Raw genomic sequence first — 16,120 nt, 5'->3', positions numbered from 1 at the left:
TTCGCCAAAGTGGTTGAGTTCGGGTCGTTTACCGCGGCCGCGCGCCAACTCGGCATGAGCGTTTCATCGATCAGCCAGAAGGCGTGACGTCGGCGCGGGCGAACAGCGGCAGGGGATTCGACGGGCGTCGCCGGGGCGGGCACCGGTTCAGGCTCTGCCGCCGGAGCCGGTTTGGCCGGCTCGACAACGGCCGGTTTGCGCGGAGCGGCGGCGATCGGCGCCGGTTTTTCTACCTCCGTTTCGGCAGGGCGCAGGCAGGCTAAAGGATCGTCCGGGCTCTGCGCCTGCGGTTTGATAAAGCCCCAAAAGGTCAGCACCGGCCGATCGTCCACCAGGTAGACGTGGTTGGGATCGGGAATATGCATCGCTTTGGTCAGCAGCGCGCCGAACAGGCGATGGCTGGGGTGATCGGTCGCCCGGGCCTGTTCGGTCAGGCTGCGGAAGGTCGTCAGGCAGTGTTCCAGATGGCGAACCGCCTGCGCGCGCTGGGCGTCGCTCGCCGCCAGCCAGGAGGTCACCTTGCCCGGAAAGGGCGCATACCAGTCGATGCGGGTGCCGCTTTCGTTCGGCTGGGGGATCGCCAGACAGTCGGCGGCCTGCTGCTGCCGGCGAAGACGCAGGGTTTCCCGCAGCTGCTGCGCGCAGGCATAGATCGATTGCCCGTTTTCGCCTAAAGCCAGCACATCATCCAAACTGCCACTGCGTAAGAAGGGTTTCACCACGGCGCCGCACCTTGTCCTGTTCTGCAAAAACGCATAAAAGTCCATGATACCCCGCAGGCAGAGCCGCCAAACGGCCAAGGACAGCCCGAAAAACGCCCTTCTTTGGCGTTAGCGGCGCACTTTGGCAACCGGCACAGTGAAAATCTCGCTATCTGGACCTGTCTGTGAACCGCTTTATCTGAAAAATAGAACGCAGCCCCGGCAGGCGACGCCGGGGAACGATGTTCTCTTTCACTATGACATCGCCTCGCGGGTTGCCGATTTCGGTATGCCTCAGGCGTGCGGAGCGTTCACATGACGGACAGCCAGTCTGAAAAAACTCTCGTTGTTACCCCTGCACATCCCGCCGCCGGGCATTCGGCCCAGGGCTGGATGAACGGTTTTCTTGGCATGATTATCTTCAGCGGTTCTCTGCCCGCCACGCGAGTGGCGGTGCTGGAGCTCGATCCGCTGTTTCTGACGGCGGTCAGGGCGGCGATCGCCGCCTTGCTGGCCTTGTGCGCGCTGCTGATCACCCGCCAGGCGCGGCCGACGCGGGCCGATTTGCCGCCGCTGCTGTTTGTGGCGCTCGGCGTAGTCATCGGTTTTCCGCTGCTGACGGCGCTGGCGCTGCAGCACACCACGTCGGCGCATTCGCTGGTGTATATCGGCCTGCTGCCGCTGGCGACCGCCGGTTTTGGCGTCTTGCGCGGCGGAGAGCGGCCCAAGCCCGCTTTTTGGGTTTTTTCGGGCGTCGGCGCCGCGCTGGTGGGCGCTTTCGCGCTGAGCCAGGGGAGCGGCGGCGCCTGGCAGGGGGATGCGCTGATGGTCGGCGCGGTGCTGCTGTGCGGTCTGGGTTATGCCGAAGGGGCGGTGCTGTCGCGTCGGATCGGCGGCTGGCAGGTGATCTCCTGGGCGCTGGTGGTGGCGTTGCCGTTGACGCTGGCGGCCACCTGGCTGGCGGCACCGGCCGCCTGGCCCGTGGTCAGCGGCGCCGCTTGGCTGTCGCTGGTTTACGTCTCGGTGTTCAGCATGTGGATTGGGTTTATTTTCTGGTATCGCGGCCTGGCGCAGGGCGGCATCGCCGCCGTCGGGCAGTTGCAGCTGCTGCAGCCGTTCTTCGGCCTGGCGCTGGCGGGCTGGCTGCTGCATGAAGCCGTCCAGCCGATGATGATCGCCGTGATGGCCGGCGTGGTGGTTTGCGTGTTCGGCGCCAAACGTTTTTCCCGCTAGGCGCCGCTGCCGGCGCAGGCCAGGATCACCTGTCCGAGCCGTTCCACCGCCTGTTGCACCTGGCGGTCGGCGTAACCGCCCAACCCCAGCACCAGGCCCGGCTCACCCTGGCCGGGCGCATACATCGGCGACACCGCCCGCAGCGCCAACCCGGCTTCGTTGGCCTGCCGGGCGACACGCACGTCGTCGAGATCTTTCCTCAACCACAGCACCATGTGCATGCCCTGATCGCAGGGCTGCACCACCGCCAGTTCAGCCGGGATGTACGCGTTGATCGCCTCGATCAGCACCCGACGTTTTTCGGCGTAGACGCCGCGCATTTTTCGGATATGCCGGTCGAGATACCCTTCGGCAATAAAGGCGGCCAGCACGTATTGATCCGCGCTGGGCGGGTGACGATCCATCAGGATCCTGGCGCCGCAAAAGGCGTCGACCAGAGGCGGCGGCACGATGGCGTAACCCAACCGCAGCGAAGGGAACAACACCTTGCTGAAGGTGCCGAGATAAAGCGTCCGCTCGGGCGCCAGCCCCTGCAGCGAAGGGAACGGGTGGCCGGCGTAGCGCATCTCGCTGTCGTAATCGTCTTCCACGATCCAGGCCTGCCGCTCTCTGGCCCAGGCCAGCAGGGCGCTTCTTTTCGCCATGCTCATCGGCATGCCCAGCGGATACTGATGCGACGGCGTGACAAAGGCGGCGCGGGCATTGGCGGCCAGGCGCACGCCGGCGGCGACGTCGATGCCGTCGTCGGCGACGGGCACCCTAATCATGCGCCGATCGCGAAACAGGCTATCGAAAATGGCGGTAATGCCGGCGTAGGCAGGATCTTCGACCCAGGCGCTGTCGCCGGCGTCCAACAGGATCTGCGCGGCCAGATACAGTCCCTGTTGGGTGCCGGAGGTGATGAGGATTTGCTGCGGCGTGCAGTTTACCGAGCGGGAACGGCGCACATAGTCGCAGATGGCTTCGCGCAGCGGCAGCGCGCCCAGCGGATCGCCGTAGCCCGACGGCGCGCCGGGGCCGCGGGCGCGCATGCGGTTGCCGAGCCGCCGCCAGATATCGTCGGGCGCGGTATCGCCGATTGGCACTGACACAGTGAACGGCACCGGCGGCAGCGCTCGCGCCTGAGTGGCAAAGCGCGCCAGATGCTGCGCCTGTGAAGAAAGCGGAGCCGCTACCGCTGAACTCGCCTGCACCGTGGCATGCGGCGCGCGGCGTGGCGTCTGATAGTGGGCAACTCGGGTGCCGGAACCGGGCTGCGGTTCGAGAAAGCCTTCCGCCGTCAGTTGAGCAAAGGCCTCCAATACCGTGCCGCGCGCCAGAGTCAGCGCCGCCGACAGCCGGCGCGTCGAGGGCAGCAGATCGCCCGCTTTCAGATCGCCCCGGTGGATGGCCTGACGCAGGGCCTGCGCCAGTTGGTGGCTTAGCTGGCCTGCCTGGCGATCGAGCTCGCCGAGGGCGGGGACGTCAACGACTTTGGCTGTTCTGGGCATGGATTCCGGCTCGCTTTGCAGTGCGAAAATGAGTATTCAGAGTAAACCACTCTGTCGGTACTCGCGAGTCCGTTGTCAGTCAGCTTAGCCCACGCTGATTCAGCAGCACTTTATTCAACTCGCTGTTTTTACGCACGTTAAGCTTGCGCATCGCCGAGCGCTTATGGGCGCTGATGGTTTTCTGGCTGCGCTGCAGCAGGCCGGCGATGCTGCAGGCGGACATGCCGCTGCTCATCAACCCCAGCACTTTTTTTTCGCAGTGGCTGAGTGCGGCGATGCGGCAGGCCTGGCATTTCCACATGCCGGCGGCGTGCAGCGCCATCCACGGATGCTGGATAAATTTTTCCAGCGCCATCTGCAGCTTGAGGCGGATGGCGTAGGCCGAATCGCGCCGGTGGATGCTGAACAGCGGCGGCAGGTTTTTCACCTGTTGCTGGGTCGCGTCATCGAGGATCAGCAAAGTCAGCTGCCGCTGGCGCGGGATGCCGTAGGGGCTCTGGTAACAGCAGGCGCAGCCCCAGCGCTCTTCCGGCGTGCGGAACACGATTTCGATGTTATCCAACGCCTGCAGCGCCAGCGGCGAGAACTGCGGGTACAGGCGCTGGCATTCGTTCAGGGAGTGCAGATAATCCTGCAGCAGCAGACGCAGCCCCTGCTGGTAGAAGTTATCGCTGTCGAACAGCGTGAAGCGAATATCTGGCATGGGTGGCTCCTTAAAAGGCCGTGGCGCCGCGCCGGAGCGAACGGTGACGGCCCATTGCCGGCGTTCGCGCGCCGGTCGTTTTCCTGATTTCCCTGGGCGGTGCGGGGCTTATTGGTACGCCAGCACAAAATTGGCGACGGAGGTGAATTCGCCTTCGGTAATGCTTTGGTTCTGGATCGCGCTCGGCCGCCCCTGCACATAGGCGGTAAAGTTCAGGCTGTTGGGGCCGTTTTGCAGCGCGACGGCGCTGGTGGCCTTATTCAGGTCGATGTCCGCCCCTTGATGATCGAACAGCGCGATGGCGGCGCCGTTCGCGCCGTTGTTGATCGCCAGCTTGCCCGGCAGCTCACCGTCTTCGGCGCCGCTGAAGGTCACGCTGACGGATTTGAATACCGTGGTCTTGCAGTCGGTCAGCTTGATGCTGAATGGCACCGGCGTGGTGTGGCCATAGCGGTACAGGGTTTTGACGATCACCGTGCCCATTTCCACCAGCTGATCGGCGGACTGCGGTTCGATATTGCACGGGCGGCTCACCACGGTGCCGTGGAACTGCACCGGCGCACCGATAAGTTCGGTGTTCGCCGCCGCCGGCATGGCGGCAAACCACCAGGGCGCGCAGCTCAGCAGCGCTAAAGCGCGTAGACGCATTTTCCGTTCCTCCCTCGGTTACTGGAATGCCGCCACGATGGTGGCCGATGCGTTGAATTCCCCTTCGCCGATCTCTGCGCCGCCGTTGGCGAACGGCGCCGCCACCAGGTTCCAGGAGCCGCCGTTGCCGATGTTCGGCACCGGGTAAAACTCATTCGGGATAACCAACTGGCCGTTGTGCGTCAGCCGGATGCCGAGATCGTTCTTGTCGGTTTTGAACACCTCGTTGCTGAAGGAGGCCGCCGTGCCCGACACCGCCAGCTTGATATTCAGCGTGCCGTCCTCGAAGCTGCCGCCCTCGCACTGGAAGCGCACCGGAATGCTTTGCGGGTAGTTGGAGCCGTTGAGATCGCTGCCGCCGATCTCGCCGAACTCCACGTTGATCAACTGGCCTTCGTTCACCACGCATTTATCGGGCACGTAGAGGATCGCGGACTGGATAAACACCTGCGCCATCGGATTGGGGCCGAAACCGCCGTCGGTCGAGCCGAGGCGGCCGTACATCTCGATGATCTGCCGATCGTTAATCTCAACGCCGTTAATGATTTTTTTGCGCACCCGGAAGGTGATCTTGCCTTTGGAGCCGCTGCCGTAGTTGTTGACCTGTAAGTACGGCGGTTGGCAGCGGTGTTGGCTCAGCAAATTCGATTCGTTGTAAAAAGGCACGGTGACGTAGGCGTTCTTGTTGCCGGCAATCCACACCTCGGCTTTTAAATCCAAAAAGTCATTCAGCTTTAAATAGCCGTTGCCGTAGTCGGAGGGGGGCAACGACGAATCCGACTTGTAAAAGTGCGGGCTGGTGGGGATAGGGGTATCGCAATACACCTTGCCGGTATAGGTGCCGCCCAGATCATAGGGAAACAGTTTGGTGAACCCCACCTGGTTGGTGATGTTGCTTTCATTCAGATCGATATAGAACTGTTTGGGGCCGCCGTCCGGCGTGACGTAGCCGTTGGCCCAGGCGGCGGGGGCCGCCAGCGCGATCGCCAGCGGCAGGCAGAGTTTGGTCAGTTGTGTTTTCATCGCGTTCTCGAGCCTCACAGGTAAATCACCTGAATGTGCGCCACGGCGGCGAAACCGGCGGCCATCACCGCCCGCTGGGTGGATTCCACGCTGGCGCTGAACCACAGGGTGTTGCTGCCGGGTTGCAGAATGTAGGGGCGGCTGCGCTGATTCAGCTCCAACGCCTGGCCCTGCTGGTCTTGCAGCCGCAGGCCGATGCCCTGTACGCCGCCGTTCAGCTTCAGCAGCGACGGGTTGTCGACGTCGCTTTCGCCGAGAAACACCAGCGTGGCGGCCTGTTCACCCTGAAGGTAGAGGCGGCCGGCGTCGCCGTTGCGCGGGCCGGCCGGATTATCCGCCAGCGCGCGCGCGCCCAGCAGGCAGTTGCGGAACGAGAGGCGAAAACGCACCGGCGCGCTGCGATCGCCGGCGTTACGGAAGTCGCGTGCGCTGACGTCGCCCAGATCGACGGACTGATCCCGGCTGTCCGGCGTCAGGCTGCAGGGAGAGCTGAGCAGGCCGCCGTGAAAGCTGACGGTGCCGGTGGTGCCTTCGATCACGCCCAGCGGCGTTGCCGCCAGCGCGCCGCCGCCGCACAACAGCGCGCCGAGCAGCAGCGGGCGCAGTCGATCGGTGAATTCAGCCATGCTGGATCTCCTTATTTTTTCTCGGGCACGGCGGTGCAAACGCTGCCGTTGCAGGCGAAGCGCAGCTCGGGGTGGCCGCCGTAGTCGTTGATGTAGGTGATGACGAAGCTGTTCATGCCGGTGTCGTGCAGCTTGAGGCTTTCGCTGGATTTCGGCTTCAGCATCAGCGGTTGAAAACCGCCGATCGCGCCGCCGCCCTGTTTTTGCGTCTGCCGCGTCATGCCGGTCAGGGTGATGTAAAACGGCGTCGGGTTGTCGACGGTGATGGCACCGCCGCTTTTACGGAACACCAGCTTTTCCTGCCACACTTCACCCTTGGGCGCGACAATCGCCTTCGGCCGGTAGAACAGCTTGATCTGCGTTTGCAGCGCCAGCTGCATCACGTTGGTTTTGGTGCTTTTCGGCGGAATTTCGCGCAGGTTGAAGTAGAACACCGACTCGCGATCCTGCGGCAGGCGATCCGCCTCCGGCGTCTTGGTGATGCGCACCACGCTGCGCTCGCTCGGTTCCACGCGCTGCAACGGCGGCAGCACCACCAGCGGCGAGGTGATTTTCTGATGCTGCTCGTTCTCCAGCCAGGACTGCGCCAGGAAAGGCAGTTCTTTGTTTTCGTTGACGATATTCAGGCTGATCGATTTGGCGTCGCTCACATAGACGGCGCGCGTGCGATCCAGCGATATCGCCGCGTCGGCGGTGGGCAGTACGGCGCTCAGGGCCAGGCCGGCGGCGGTCAGTAGCGTTATCGGGTGTTTGTTCATGTCATTATTTCTCAGCGTTACGGATTACAGGGTGGCGCACGGCAGCAGCAGCTGGTCCAGCGGCTTGGCGGCGCCCGGGATCACGATGCGGCAGCGGCGTTGGCCTTCCCAGGCGACGTCCAGTTTTTCCTCCGGCTGCACGCCGGTCAGGTAGACCGAGCCGCCGTCGTTGACCACCGCGACCTCGCGGCCTTTCTCGCTCAGCACCGCGGCGCCGAACGGCGGTTCGCTGCCGTCCGCGAGGCGAATGGTGGCCAGTAGCTTGCTGCCTTTCACCACCTCGAAGTGGCGGTAGCCGATGGCGCCTTCGGTCAGCGTGCCTTGCACCACGGCGCGAGTGGCTTCGACGTCGTCCGCCAGCTTGTTGACGTCGATGCGGGTGTCGGTGTTGTAGTAGCTGGTGATGTCGGAAATCACCGCCAGCCCGAAACGGTTGCTGTAGGCGCGGCCGTTATTGATCGGCACGCCGGCGATGCCGTCGGTGTCGAGCATCATGCGGCTGCCGCCGTTGCTCGAGTTCTGATGCGCCGCGATACCGTGCCGGGTCGCGGTGAGACCGCCGCGGAACGAGCCGCCGATCGACGAGTAGCTGTCCTGTTGGTAAGAGGCGCTGGCGTTCAGCGAGCCGAACGAGGCGTTGTGGGTGTAGTACCCGCGCGCCAGCGATTTGCCGGACTGGTTAAAGCCGCCGCTGACCTGCCAGGTATTGTCCGGATCGCTGTAGTCGTTGTACGACGCGGTCTGCGTGACGTCGCCGTTGTTGGTTTGCAGCGCATAGCCGACGCGCCGACGATCGCCGATCGGTACGGTGAAGTTGATCATCACGCTGTCGTCGGTGCGGCCCTGGTAATAGGTGCGGTAAGCCGACAGCGAGGCGGTGATGTTGCTGATATCGCCGATGCTGAACAACTTGCTGGTCGACAGCCCGTAACGATCCTGGGTTCGCGCGTCCCAATAGGTCTGGTGCGAGTAGGTCAGATAAGTGGTGATCGCCCTGGCGCTGTCTTCCGCCATAAAGGTTTTGCTGGCGGTGATGGTATACAGCTCTTTCTGACGGCCGTTGTAATTCTTGTCGTAATCGCCGTAGCGCTCCTGCAGATACTGCGACATGTTCATGAATTTACGTTGCGAGAAGCGGTAGCCGGCGAAGGTGATCTGGCTGTTCAGCTCGTCGAAGCGTTTGGCGTAGTTGAGCTTGAACGACATGCCGCTGGCGGTCGGCTCGCCGGGCAGGCGAGCGATCGACTGGGTGACGTCCAGCGACATGGCGCCAAACACGTTCAGATCGCGGCCGAGGCCGAGCGCCCAGGCGTTATAGTCGCCGCCGAGCAGCGCGCCGCCATACAGCGACCAGGCGTTGCTCAGCCCCCAGGAGAAGTCGCTGGCGGAAAACAGCGGGCCCTGGGTGCGGTGGTCGTAGGCCGAGGTTTTGCCGAGCGCCACGTTGTAGCGCACGTAGCCCGGGCGGGTCAGGTAAGGAATGGTGGCGGTATCCACCTGGAAGGTCGAGACGGTGCCGTCCTGTTCTTCCACCTTGACGTCCAGCTTGCCGCGCACCGAGCTGTTGAGATCCTGAATGGCGAACGGCCCGGCGGGCACGGTGGTTTCGTACAGCGTGCGGCCTTCCTGCGAAACGGTGATCTTGGCGTTGCTCTTGGCGATGCCGCGCACTTCCGGCGCATAACCCTGCAGGTTGGGCGGCAGCATGCGCTCGTCGCTGGCCAGGTTGAGGCCGGTGAAGCGATAGGCGTCGAACACCCCGGAGTCGAGATAAATCTCACCCAGCGTCAGCTTGGCGGCCTGCATCGGCAGCGCGCGATAGGCGTAGATCTGGTTCCAGTCGAAACCGGTGCTGCGATCGCCAGCCTGCTGATTATAATTGGCCTGGTAGTCCGCGCGCAGGCGCCAGGGGCCCAGGTTGGCGCCCAGCGTGCCGTAGCTGCTCAGGTTCTGGGCGGTGTTGTTGTTGTGGCTCTGCTTGCCTAACTGGCCGCTCAGGTTGTAGTCCAGCAGCAGGCCGGGAATGCCGTCGTCCCACTGCTCGGGCGGCGTCCAGTCGGGATCGGAGTATTTCATCCACGCCTGCGGGATGGTGATCGCCAGCACGCCGCCGCCGATGCGATCGGAGATGGTCGCGCCTTTGATGCCGCGAATGTCGGCGCACTGGTTGTCGTGCCACAGGGTGATTTTTTTGGCCGCTTCTTCTTTCAACGCCATTTTTTCCACCAGGTCAGGCGGCAGGCACACCTGGCTGCCGCTCTTGTTATCCGGTGACGGGAAATACTGAATGCTGCGCTGGGGCAGCGTTTTCTGGTTGATCTTGATGTCCAGCAAATAAGCGCCGGGCATGACGTAGTCGGCGTCGGAGAAGCGCGAAAGATCCACTTTGCTGCGCTCGCCGATATCCAGGACGTCGGTATTGAATTCCGTGGCGGAAAATGCCGGACGCACCCAGAGGAAAGATAGAATGACGAGGAGAGGTAGGTGTTTCCGTGTCAGTAATGACGTCATAGCATAATCACTCATGGCAAGTCCGCGCCCAATAGCAGGTCATCCGTACGACCTGAATACGTAATGCTGTGCAGCGCCCGCCGGCGCTAGAGATAAGACAGGGTGAATTTGGCCAGAGAGCTGAAGCCGCCCGCCCGCGCCTTGTCGGGATGCAGGCGCAAATGCGCGCCAAAGCGCAGCGTGTTGTCGCCGGCGACGATCTGGTAATCCGCCGTCGTGCTGCCGAGCGGGATCGGCGCGCCGGCATCGTTCAACAGCTCGATAGCCACGCCCTTCGCCTCGCCGTAAACGCCGAGCAGGGACGGATCCCCGCTGTCGGCGGTGCCGTCGAACGTGACGTTGGCCGCGCGATAGATGAAGTCAGGCTTCACCTGGCTGGCCAGCTCGCAGTTCACCAGTTTGATCGTGAAATGGCGGCGGCTGCCGATCAGCACCGACTGCCCGTCCTGCGAGGCGTCGGTCATGGAAATCAGACCAAAATCGACGGTTTGATCCAGGCTGTCGCTGGCGATGCCGCACGGCGTTTCAACGATGGTGCCGCCCAGGCTGACTTTGCCGTGGCCCTGATTTTTCGCTGCCGCCGCCGCGCTGCCGACGCTGAGCGCGATGAGCAACAGGCCGCAAAGGCGGATAGTCATGCTGGCGTCTCCCTGTCTTTCCCTGTTCCCTTGCCGGTATCCTCGGCATGCAATAAAGCGGGGGATGCCCTGAGACATCCCCTGTGGGGTATTACAGGTAAGCCAGGGTGAAGTTCGCCACGCTGGTGAAGTCGCCCGGCACCACGGCGCTTGAGGCGCTGCTGCCCTGCAGATAAGCGGCGAATTTCAGCGAGTTGTCGCCGTCGTTCAGGCCTTGACCGTCGGTCGCGGTGCCCAGTTCCACCTCTTTGGAGTGCAGGTTGTCGTAGATCACGATGCCGGCGCCGGTTGCCGTGCCGCTCAGGGCCAGCAGTTTGTTGTTGACCGGATCAGGCGTGCCGGTAAAGGTCACTTTGACGTTTTTCATGGTGGAGATGGAGCAATCTTTCAGTTCGATGTTGAAAGGCTGCATGCTGGATTTACCCTGGTTGGCCAGGATGCGGCTGCTGATCTGGCCCATCGGCACGGTTTGGTCAACGGATTCCGGCGCGACGCTGCATGGCGCATCGATAATTTCGCCGGTAAAGGTGACTTTACCGCTGCCCTGATTAGATGCGGCATGAGCAACAGATGCGGAAGCGAAAGCAATCACGGTTGCCAGCATTAATTTATTCAGTTTCATTTCTCAGGTTCCTGTAGAGAGTTTTTAAATAAAAAGAACAGCACATCTAAATCCCCCGCGGCGGCGGCAACGCCATGTCGCCGTCCGTGCGGTTGGAGCCAGATCCTTTTGCTCTGGGCAATACGCCGACATCCGTTATTTATGAGAAATAACGAGATTTGGAAAATCGATAATGGATTTTCTGGTAAATAAAATACGATTTTTACGTGTGGCGTGTTGCTGGGAATATTCTTGCAAATAATAGTATTGCTTGGAAATAGATTTTATTAAATTAAGTCAAATTCAGAATATAAAACCAAAAGGAAAAAGAAACATATTTGCTTTAAAATCAATAGATCGTATACAAATATTATCCAGTATAAATCACTATATAAATAACGATATGCGAGATATTAGATCGGGGGAAATAGGGTGGCACCTACAATTCACAATATTGTTTTGCTAATATCGCTCTGAGGCAGCAGATGATGCATTTCCTTTTAGAAACAAAATATAAAACATAATTCATTGTTTTTATTGTTGTTTAGTGATTTTCTGTTCACGAGTGATTGGGTTTCTTATTCGCGTTTAGTTCGCGTTTAAGCCTAATTGATTAACAATTAAATAACAATTTCACCGGTAGTGAATTATCCTATCACCTTGCGGAATAGGGATTTTTCGCTGCCTAACCCATTTTGATTAATCAAATTAAGGCATGTGCTGCTGCCGTTCGCCACATAATGATGACCTAAGTGACAATTAAAGGATTATAAACGGAATGATAACGATGATTAATGCTTGCGGCGGGCGCCGTTGGGCGGGTTTGACCCTATTTCTGCTGTCTTTTATGGCGCTTTCTGGCTGTGCGGGCGGGAGCAAGACAAAACTGAATTCCGTGAAAAAAATCTCACAGAACAATCCTAATGATAAATCCGATGAGCAACGCATCGCGCTTTGTCAGCAGCGGGTTAATTCATTAAAGAATATTAATCCGCAAAGTTACCAAAAACGCATCGCCTATTTTAATGGCCTGCTTTCCAACGCTTCGGGATATGCCGGGGTGCGCGGCAACGTGGATGAGAGTACCCGTAAAGCGATTGATGCTCTTTATCAATATAAAACCGAGAAATTCTGCGCCGACGTCGAGCATGAGCTGATGTCCGATCTGTCCAGCCGGGTTGAGAATCTGTAGCCATGAAGCGATGCGCGCAAGGATGGGCGATGGCTCTTTTGCTGTTGGCGGCGAGCGGGGCCGCTTGCGCCGCCGATGACGGCATTCCCGCGCTGTTGAAGTTTGCCGAACAGCGGCAGGCGCCACCGGCCGCGCCCAGGGAAGACACCGTGCGTCAATCGGCGTCAGCACCGGCCGCCAAACCGGCCGCTATCGTCGGGGCAGACAGCGCTCGTTTAACGTCGTTGAAGCAGTCTTTGCAACAGCAGACGGAGAAAATCCGTCAGTTGGAGCGGCAGTTGGCGGCGGCTCAGGCCGCGGTGGCGCCGAAACGAGAACCGGCCGTCGTCGATATTCGGCCGCTGGCCGATGCCCTGAAGGGATTGCGGCACGCCGTTGCGCCGGTGCCTGAAGTGGGCGTGCTGGCCGCTTCGTTAACGCGGGCCGAACAGCGCAGCGCAAGTTTGGCGGCGCAGCTGGCGCAGCAGCGCCGGCGGGTAGAGACCTTGCTGGCCGAACGGCAGCAGGCGGCCGAGCCGCCCGCGCTGGCCAGCGAGGCGAACAAGCAGGCGTATGCCGCCGGCGTGTCGCTCGGACGCGACATTCTGCATCTGCAGCAGGAGAACCGGCGCGCGGGGTTGGAAGCGGATACCCAGCTGTTGCTGGCGGGCATTGCCGATACCCTGGCCGGGCGGTTGCGGCTCGATGAAACCGCCATCGACGGCGCGCTGCACACGGCGCAGCAGCGGTTGCAGCAGGCGCAACAGACGCAGGCGCCACCTCGGGATGACAACGCCTACCTGGCCAATTTCGTCCGTCAGGAGGGGGTCAAGCAGGATGCGCTCGGTTTCTATTACCGGGTGGACTATGCCGGCAGCGGGGCGATCGGCGCCGACGATCGGGTGGATATCGTGGTGCGCGAAAGCCTGACCGACGGCCGGGTGGTCAAAGACATGGAGCTGGCGGGGACGGTGATCTCGCAGCCGTTGACGCGCTACCCGCCGCTGTTTCGCGCGGCTATCGAGAAGCTGCAGCGCCACGGCGCGATCACGCTGGTGGTGCCGCCGGCGCTGGCGTACGGCAAACAGGGCAACCCGCCGGCGATCCCCCCGAATGCCACCATGATTTACACCCTGCGCATCGCTGACGTGCAGCCGTGAGCGGGGTACTCAGCAGTAACCACTCAGGAGGAATGCTATGGCCAAGGCGCCGAAAACGTTTGAAAGCAGAAAATCGCTGATGCTGAATGTGTTGCAAGGATTGTGCAGGGAGCGTGTGGAAGGATCTGGGGGCCATCATCCCCCGCCGGAGCAGTGGCCGAAGACGCGCGAGCTGGCGGATAAATGCGGCGAAAATATTTATACCACCCGCACCCTGCTGCTGGCGCTGGAAAAGGAGGGTAAGGTTCACTGCACCCACCGCAGCATCAACAATTCCCTCCGCTGGTACAGCTGCGACGAACAGGCAGCGATAAAAAAAGAGTGATTCGACCCTGGCGGTCGCTTTTGACTATTCCTACAGCTAATCATTAATTAAATTTATCATTTGACGGGGCGTTTCGCTCCGTCAATCCTCCCCCTTCGTTCGCTGCCATCCGCACAGCCATTGCTAAGATGTTTTTGGCGGCCATATACTTATCGCTCAGACGGGAACAGGTGTAGGGAGCCGGCATCGTAATGAAGGAAAAGAAAGACATACTGAGATTGGATGATATTCATTATCAAATAGACAGCCAGGTGATCCTGGATTCCGTCTCTTTCACGCTGGGTGAAGGCGAGTTCAAACTGATCACCGGGCCTTCCGGTTGCGGGAAAAGCACCCTGCTGAAAATCATCTCTTCCTTAATGGATCCGACCAGCGGAAAGCTCTATTTCGACGGTCAGGCGATCGACGAGATGTCGCCGGAAGCGTATCGCAAGCAGGTCTCTTACTGCTTCCAGACGCCGTCACTGTTCGGCAATACGGTTTACGACAATCTGGCGCTGCCCTACCAGATCCGCCAGGAACCGCCAGCCGAGCGAAAAATGAAGGCCGATCTGGCGCGTTTCGGGCTGCCGGAGGCGATGCTGACCAAAAGCATCAATGAACTGTCCGGCGGGGAGAAGCAGCGGGTGTCCCTGATCCGCAACCTGCAGTTTATGCCCCGGGTGCTGTTGCTCGACGAGATCACCAGCGCGCTGGACGAGGAAAACAAACGCAACGTCAATGAGATCGTGCATCAGCTGGCGGCGGAACACCGGCTGGCGGTGCTGTGGGTGACGCACGATACCGAAGAGATAGCGCATGCGGACGAAGTGATCACCCTGCGCGCGCACGGCGCCGAGCAACAGGAGCAACAACATGAATCAGCATAACATCACCAACGAATCCTTGGGCTTGTCGATGGTGCTGGTGGTGGTCGCCATCCTGATCAGCCACCGGGAAAAGCTGGCGCTGGAAAAGGACATTATCTGGAGCATCTGCCGCGCGGTGGTGCAGCTGATCATCGTCGGCTACGTGCTGAAGTATATTTTCGACCTGGATAACGCCGTTCTCACCGTGTTGATGGTGCTCTTCATCTGCTTTAACGCGGCCTACAACGCCAAGAAACGCAGCAAGTACGTCGAACACGCGTTCGTGACGTCGTTTATCGCCATCACCACCGGCGCGGTGCTGACGTTGGCGGTGTTGGTATTGACCGGTTCCATCGAATTTACGCCGATGCAGGTGATCCCCATCTCCGGGATGATCGCCGGCAACGCCATGGTGGCGGTGGGGTTGTGCTACACCAACCTCGGCCAGCGTTTCAAAAGCGAGCAGCAGAAGATTCAGGAGATGCTCAGCCTGGGGGCGACGCCCAAGTTCGCATCGGCGGCGCTGATCCGCGACAGCATCCGCGCTTCGCTGATCCCGACCGTGGACTCGGCGAAAACCGTTGGGCTGGTCAGCCTGCCGGGCATGATGTCCGGGCTGATCTTTGCCGGCATCGACCCGGTGAAAGCGATCAAATACCAGATTATGGTGACCTTTATGCTGCTTTCCACCGCCAGCCTGTCGACCATCATCGCCTGCTATCTGGCTTACCGTAAGTTCTACAACGCGCGTCACCAGCTGGTGGTCGGCAACCTGAAGTAACGCCATGAAAAACGGCCTCCGCGGAGGCCGTTTTTTTACCCTTGCAGCAGGGCGATGCTCTGGCGGATTTCCCGTTCGATATCGGCCTCGCTCCAGCCGTCCAGCTGTGAAGAGAAGGGCTCGAAGGCATAGACGCCGGTATAGCCCAGGCGTTCCAGGTTCTGCACCTGGCGGCGGCTTTCCAGCCGGTCGCCCTCGCTCAGCATAATGCGTTCTTCGTCGCTCAACGCGCCTTTATCCCGCCCGTCCTCCACGCCGGACAGATGCACCAGGCCGATCTGCGCCACCTGGATCTGCGCGTCGAAGTCGGCCTGCGTCACATCGCTCAGGTAGTGGTGGAACGTATCGAGCACGATGCGGTACGGCGCGCCCGAATCGCGGATGATCGCTTGGGTCAGCAGCGACGATCGCAACGAGCTGATGCCGAAGCCCAGCGGTTCGACGTATCCCTGCACGCCATAGCGGGCAAACAGCGGCGCCAGCAGACGCAACGCGGCGAGGGTGTCGTCCCGTTTTTGCTGCTCGCTGCGCGTGTCGTCGGCGCTGCAGTGCGGGCACAGCACCAGCGCCCGGCTGTGGATAGCCTGCGCCTGCGCCAGCAACGCTTCGGCGCGCTGCTGCAGCGCCGCCGGGTCATCCACCCGATTGAACATGCCGAGGGCGTTGATCGTGACGATTTCAATGCCGTATTGCGCGGCGAGCGCGTTGAGCTGCGCGTTACTCAGATCGTCGGTCACCTTGCCGCTGGGCATGTCGTTGCGCAGCTCAACTTTGCTGAGCCCGCAGCGTTTCACCAGGCGGAAAAAATTGTCCAGATCGAGATTCGGCGCGATCTTGCGGTTAATGCAGAAGCGGTTCAGCGCAATGGTCATGAGGCATTACTCCAGCGGTCAGGGGTGAGAG

The 16,120-nt window shown here is 60.9% G+C and carries 16 protein-coding genes and 2 pseudogenes; 7 read left to right on the top strand and 11 right to left on the bottom strand.

What is annotated here, in order from left to right; translation table 11 throughout:
* Nucleotides 1-78 (top strand): annotated as a pseudogene (locus tag ACTJJ6_RS20180) (LysR family transcriptional regulator); the annotation flags it as partial.
* Nucleotides 79-122: 44 nt separating this feature from the next.
* Here the strand turns inward: ACTJJ6_RS20180 and ACTJJ6_RS20175 are convergent.
* A pseudogene (locus ACTJJ6_RS20175) lies at nt 123-767 on the bottom strand (SrfA family protein); the annotation flags it as partial.
* Between the two features lie 249 nt (nt 768-1,016).
* Here ACTJJ6_RS20175 and ACTJJ6_RS20170 point away from each other — a divergent pair.
* Entirely contained in the window at nt 1,017-1,934 is a 918-nt protein-coding gene (locus ACTJJ6_RS20170) for a DMT family transporter (RefSeq protein ID WP_028128293.1), read from the top strand.
* Here the strand turns inward: ACTJJ6_RS20170 and pdxR are convergent.
* The 9 genes from pdxR to ACTJJ6_RS20125 all read right to left on the bottom strand — a co-directional run bounded on the left by pdxR (nt 1,931) and on the right by ACTJJ6_RS20125 (nt 10,953).
* Entirely contained in the window at nt 1,931-3,424 is a 1,494-nt protein-coding gene (pdxR, locus tag ACTJJ6_RS20165) for a MocR-like pyridoxine biosynthesis transcription factor PdxR (protein WP_016930420.1), read from the bottom strand. The two genes, ACTJJ6_RS20170 and pdxR, sit on opposite strands and share 4 nt — an antisense overlap.
* A 79-nt stretch (nt 3,425-3,503) precedes the next feature.
* Complete coding sequence (locus ACTJJ6_RS20160; protein ID WP_016930419.1) at nt 3,504-4,127, bottom strand: LuxR C-terminal-related transcriptional regulator; 624 nt, start codon at nt 4,125-4,127, stop codon at nt 3,504-3,506.
* Between the two features lie 108 nt (nt 4,128-4,235).
* Nucleotides 4,236-4,775 (bottom strand): fimbrial protein, encoded by a 540-nt coding sequence (locus tag ACTJJ6_RS20155; protein ID WP_016930418.1) that lies wholly within the window; start codon nt 4,773-4,775, stop codon nt 4,236-4,238.
* Nucleotides 4,776-4,793: 18 nt separating this feature from the next.
* Nucleotides 4,794-5,798 (bottom strand): fimbrial protein, encoded by a 1,005-nt coding sequence (locus ACTJJ6_RS20150; protein ID WP_016930417.1) that lies wholly within the window; start codon nt 5,796-5,798, stop codon nt 4,794-4,796.
* A 14-nt stretch (nt 5,799-5,812) separates the two neighbouring features.
* Nucleotides 5,813-6,424 carry a fimbrial protein gene (locus ACTJJ6_RS20145; protein WP_004930909.1) on the bottom strand — a complete coding sequence of 204 codons (612 nt, stop codon included), beginning with the start codon at nt 6,422-6,424 and terminating at the stop codon, nt 5,813-5,815.
* A gap of 11 nt (nt 6,425-6,435) precedes the next feature.
* Entirely contained in the window at nt 6,436-7,182 is a 747-nt protein-coding gene (locus ACTJJ6_RS20140; protein ID WP_016930416.1) for a fimbrial biogenesis chaperone, read from the bottom strand.
* Nucleotides 7,183-7,206: 24 nt separating this feature from the next.
* Nucleotides 7,207-9,708, bottom strand: a complete 2,502-nt coding sequence (locus tag ACTJJ6_RS20135; protein ID WP_028127387.1) for a fimbria/pilus outer membrane usher protein — start codon at nt 9,706-9,708, stop codon at nt 7,207-7,209.
* A 71-nt stretch (nt 9,709-9,779) separates the two neighbouring features.
* On the bottom strand, nt 9,780-10,331 hold the full coding sequence (locus ACTJJ6_RS20130; RefSeq protein ID WP_440803926.1) for a fimbrial protein: 552 nt from the start codon (nt 10,329-10,331) through the stop codon (nt 9,780-9,782).
* 91 nt (nt 10,332-10,422) lie between these two features.
* Nucleotides 10,423-10,953, bottom strand: coding sequence for a fimbrial protein (locus ACTJJ6_RS20125; protein WP_015379342.1), 531 nt, complete (start codon nt 10,951-10,953; stop codon nt 10,423-10,425).
* An 826-nt stretch (nt 10,954-11,779) separates the two neighbouring features.
* Between ACTJJ6_RS20125 and ACTJJ6_RS20120 the strand changes: the two genes are divergently transcribed.
* The 5 genes from ACTJJ6_RS20120 (at nt 11,780) to fetB (ending at nt 15,217) form a co-directional block, all read left to right on the top strand.
* Nucleotides 11,780-12,124: a hypothetical protein gene (locus ACTJJ6_RS20120; RefSeq protein ID WP_370446676.1), complete on the top strand. Its 345-nt coding sequence runs from the start codon at nt 11,780-11,782 to the stop codon at nt 12,122-12,124.
* A 29-nt stretch (nt 12,125-12,153) separates the two neighbouring features.
* A complete protein-coding gene (locus tag ACTJJ6_RS20115; RefSeq protein ID WP_176062571.1) occupies nt 12,154-13,263 on the top strand; it encodes an FKBP-type peptidyl-prolyl cis-trans isomerase N-terminal domain-containing protein in 1,110 nt (369 codons plus the stop codon).
* Between the two features lie 37 nt (nt 13,264-13,300).
* On the top strand, nt 13,301-13,588 hold the full coding sequence (locus ACTJJ6_RS20110) for a FaeA/PapI family transcriptional regulator (protein WP_004930885.1): 288 nt from the start codon (nt 13,301-13,303) through the stop codon (nt 13,586-13,588).
* Between the two features lie 191 nt (nt 13,589-13,779).
* Nucleotides 13,780-14,457, top strand: coding sequence for an iron efflux ABC transporter ATP-binding subunit FetA (gene fetA, locus ACTJJ6_RS20105; protein WP_016930411.1), 678 nt, complete (start codon nt 13,780-13,782; stop codon nt 14,455-14,457).
* Complete coding sequence (fetB, locus tag ACTJJ6_RS20100; protein WP_004930878.1) at nt 14,444-15,217, top strand: iron efflux ABC transporter permease subunit FetB; 774 nt, start codon at nt 14,444-14,446, stop codon at nt 15,215-15,217. The genes fetA and fetB overlap by 14 nt, the downstream gene beginning before the upstream one ends.
* A gap of 35 nt (nt 15,218-15,252) precedes the next feature.
* Here fetB and ACTJJ6_RS20095 read toward each other — a convergent pair whose 3' ends face one another.
* A complete protein-coding gene (locus tag ACTJJ6_RS20095) occupies nt 15,253-16,089 on the bottom strand; it encodes a TIM barrel protein (protein ID WP_016930410.1) in 837 nt (278 codons plus the stop codon).
* Nucleotides 16,090-16,120: the final 31 nt, after the last annotated feature.

It is taken from the genome of Serratia sp. 22278 (genome assembly GCF_052045405.1).
GTDB lineage: Bacteria > Pseudomonadota > Gammaproteobacteria > Enterobacterales > Enterobacteriaceae > Serratia > Serratia marcescens.
Note: the sequence above shows the minus strand (reverse complement) of the source record. Positions and strands in the feature narration are given on the sequence as shown.

Coding starts and splice junctions, on each gene's coding strand:
- ACTJJ6_RS20170 (WP_028128293.1), top strand. CDS start 1,017: ATGACGGACAGCCAGTCTGAAAAAACTCTCGTTGTTACCCCTGCACAT.
- pdxR (WP_016930420.1), bottom strand. CDS start 3,424: ATGCCCAGAACAGCCAAAGTCGTTGACGTCCCCGCCCTCGGCGAGCTC.
- ACTJJ6_RS20160 (WP_016930419.1), bottom strand. CDS start 4,127: ATGCCAGATATTCGCTTCACGCTGTTCGACAGCGATAACTTCTACCAG.
- ACTJJ6_RS20155 (WP_016930418.1), bottom strand. CDS start 4,775: ATGCGTCTACGCGCTTTAGCGCTGCTGAGCTGCGCGCCCTGGTGGTTT.
- ACTJJ6_RS20150 (WP_016930417.1), bottom strand. CDS start 5,798: ATGAAAACACAACTGACCAAACTCTGCCTGCCGCTGGCGATCGCGCTG.
- ACTJJ6_RS20145 (WP_004930909.1), bottom strand. CDS start 6,424: ATGGCTGAATTCACCGATCGACTGCGCCCGCTGCTGCTCGGCGCGCTG.
- ACTJJ6_RS20140 (WP_016930416.1), bottom strand. CDS start 7,182: ATGAACAAACACCCGATAACGCTACTGACCGCCGCCGGCCTGGCCCTG.
- ACTJJ6_RS20135 (WP_028127387.1), bottom strand. CDS start 9,708: ATGAGTGATTATGCTATGACGTCATTACTGACACGGAAACACCTACCT.
- ACTJJ6_RS20130 (WP_440803926.1), bottom strand. CDS start 10,331: ATGACTATCCGCCTTTGCGGCCTGTTGCTCATCGCGCTCAGCGTCGGC.
- ACTJJ6_RS20125 (WP_015379342.1), bottom strand. CDS start 10,953: ATGAAACTGAATAAATTAATGCTGGCAACCGTGATTGCTTTCGCTTCC.
- ACTJJ6_RS20120 (WP_370446676.1), top strand. CDS start 11,780: ATGGCGCTTTCTGGCTGTGCGGGCGGGAGCAAGACAAAACTGAATTCC.
- ACTJJ6_RS20115 (WP_176062571.1), top strand. CDS start 12,154: ATGGCTCTTTTGCTGTTGGCGGCGAGCGGGGCCGCTTGCGCCGCCGAT.
- ACTJJ6_RS20110 (WP_004930885.1), top strand. CDS start 13,301: ATGGCCAAGGCGCCGAAAACGTTTGAAAGCAGAAAATCGCTGATGCTG.
- fetA (WP_016930411.1), top strand. CDS start 13,780: ATGAAGGAAAAGAAAGACATACTGAGATTGGATGATATTCATTATCAA.
- fetB (WP_004930878.1), top strand. CDS start 14,444: ATGAATCAGCATAACATCACCAACGAATCCTTGGGCTTGTCGATGGTG.
- ACTJJ6_RS20095 (WP_016930410.1), bottom strand. CDS start 16,089: ATGACCATTGCGCTGAACCGCTTCTGCATTAACCGCAAGATCGCGCCG.